Source organism: Mesorhizobium sp. M4A.F.Ca.ET.022.05.2.1, from assembly GCF_003998845.1.
GTDB lineage: Bacteria > Pseudomonadota > Alphaproteobacteria > Rhizobiales > Rhizobiaceae > Mesorhizobium.
Window position 1 is genome coordinate 1 of the sequence record NZ_RZOJ01000689.1, and the last position, 1,593, is coordinate 1,593.

The window sequence follows — 1,593 nt, forward strand, 5'->3', positions numbered from 1 at the left end:
ATTCACATGCGAGCAAACCGGCGGCGAAGGCGCCGTCATCGCTCGACGACGAAATGACGAAGCTACTCGGCGAACTTGCCAGCCAGAAGCGGTAGCAAAAGTCAAATCCGGCAACACGGATTGGGCATCGAGGAGGCACGGCCGCGCCCGCACAAAATGGCCGGTCGCCCGGCCATTAACGATTCCGGGACGATCGTTCGCGGGTCAGTCGTCGCGATAGACCTTCTCGCGGCGCTCGTGGCGCTCCTGCGCCTCGATCGACAGGGTCGCGATCGGACGCGCATCGAGCCGCTTCAGGGCAATCGGCTCGCCAGTCTCCTCGCAATAGCCGTAAGTGCCTTCATCGATGCGCTGGAGCGCGGAATCGATTTTCGAGATGAGCTTGCGCTGACGATCGCGGGCGCGGAGTTCAATGGCTCGGTCGGTTTCCGAGGAGGCGCGGTCGGCGAGGTCGGGATGGTTGGCGTTTTCCTGCTGCAGGATTTCGAGGGTTTCGCGCGCTTCGCGCAAAATGTCGTTCTTCCAGGCGACGAGCTTCATGCGAAAGTAGGATTTCTGCCGTTCGTTCATGAACGGCTCGTCTTCGGAGGGTACGTAATCGGCGGTAACGATGTCGTTCATTCGACTCACCCAACAACCCCAAATTTGGCGCCTATATATTCGCGCAGAGAAGCCTGCACAAGCGCAATCGGCGACCGTTTCACGCAAATGTAATATCGGGCTCACAGCTGACCATGATATCTTTATGCTTGCGGGCGGAACTCGAATTCATCCATGATTCGTTGTGGTTGAAGGCTATTGGCCATTGTGCGCCATGCCTTTCTCGTGGCTAATCCCATTGTGCCAACAAGGCATTTTGGGGGAGCGGTGAGCAAACTCTACCTGTTGAGACATGCCAAGGCCGGATGGGCGCTGCCCGGCGTACGCGACTTCGACCGTCCGCTCGATGCCTCCGGCATCGCCGATGCCGAGGCGATCGGGGCAGCCATGCGCAGCCGCAACTACGTGCCCGACCTGACCCTTTGCTCCAACGCAAAACGGGCTCGCCAGACCCTGGAGGGACTGGCCGGCCAGACAGATACCGGGCGGGTGCTGTTCTTCGACACGCTCTACAGCGAGGACGCCGCCGGCTATCTCGCCATCATCCGCGACAATGGCGGGGCGGGCTCGCTTCTGGTCATCGGCCACAATCCGATGACGGAGGATCTCGCCATGGCGGTTTCGGGCGACGGCGAGGAAGCCGCGCGTGGCATGCTGAACCACGGTTTCCCCACCTCGGGCCTCGCCGTCGTGCGCTTTCCAGGCGATCTTGCCCATGCCGAGCAAGGCAGCGGCTATCTCGAGGCCTTTCTGACACCGGCCGATCTCTGAGACGCAAATTGGCGGCGCCATTCCAAACCGCCGCCTGAGTGCCTATATCGGGAACCGACCGGCCCTCAGAGAGCATGTTTTGGCATCATCGCTGACCACTTTCACCGACGAGGCGAAGATCGCTCTCGACACGCTCTCAGGGCGCGCCGCCGAGCTCTTTTCGCCGTCGCTGAGGCTGGGGGTCACCGGCCTTTCCCGCGCCGGCAAGACGGTGTTCATCTC

General features: G+C 61.4%; 3 protein-coding genes. 2 read left to right on the forward strand and 1 reads right to left on the reverse strand.

What is annotated here, in order from left to right; translation table 11 throughout:
* Window positions 1–204: 204 nt before the first annotated feature.
* Window positions 205–621 carry an RNA polymerase-binding protein DksA gene (gene dksA / locus EN745_RS34585; protein ID WP_126054771.1) on the reverse strand — a complete coding sequence of 139 codons (417 nt, stop codon included), beginning with the start codon at window positions 619–621 and terminating at the stop codon, window positions 205–207.
* Between the two features lie 246 nt (window positions 622–867).
* On the opposite strand from dksA, the gene EN745_RS34590 reads away from it, so the two are divergent.
* The gene (locus tag EN745_RS34590; protein ID WP_126054772.1) at window positions 868–1,371 is read left to right on the forward strand and encodes a histidine phosphatase family protein; all 504 of its coding nucleotides are present in this window, start codon (window positions 868–870) and stop codon (window positions 1,369–1,371) included.
* Window positions 1,372–1,450: 79 nt separating this feature from the next.
* Window positions 1,451–1,593, forward strand: a 143-nt coding sequence (locus tag EN745_RS37405) for a YcjX family protein (protein ID WP_189363268.1), incomplete at its 3' end; no start/stop codon positions are given.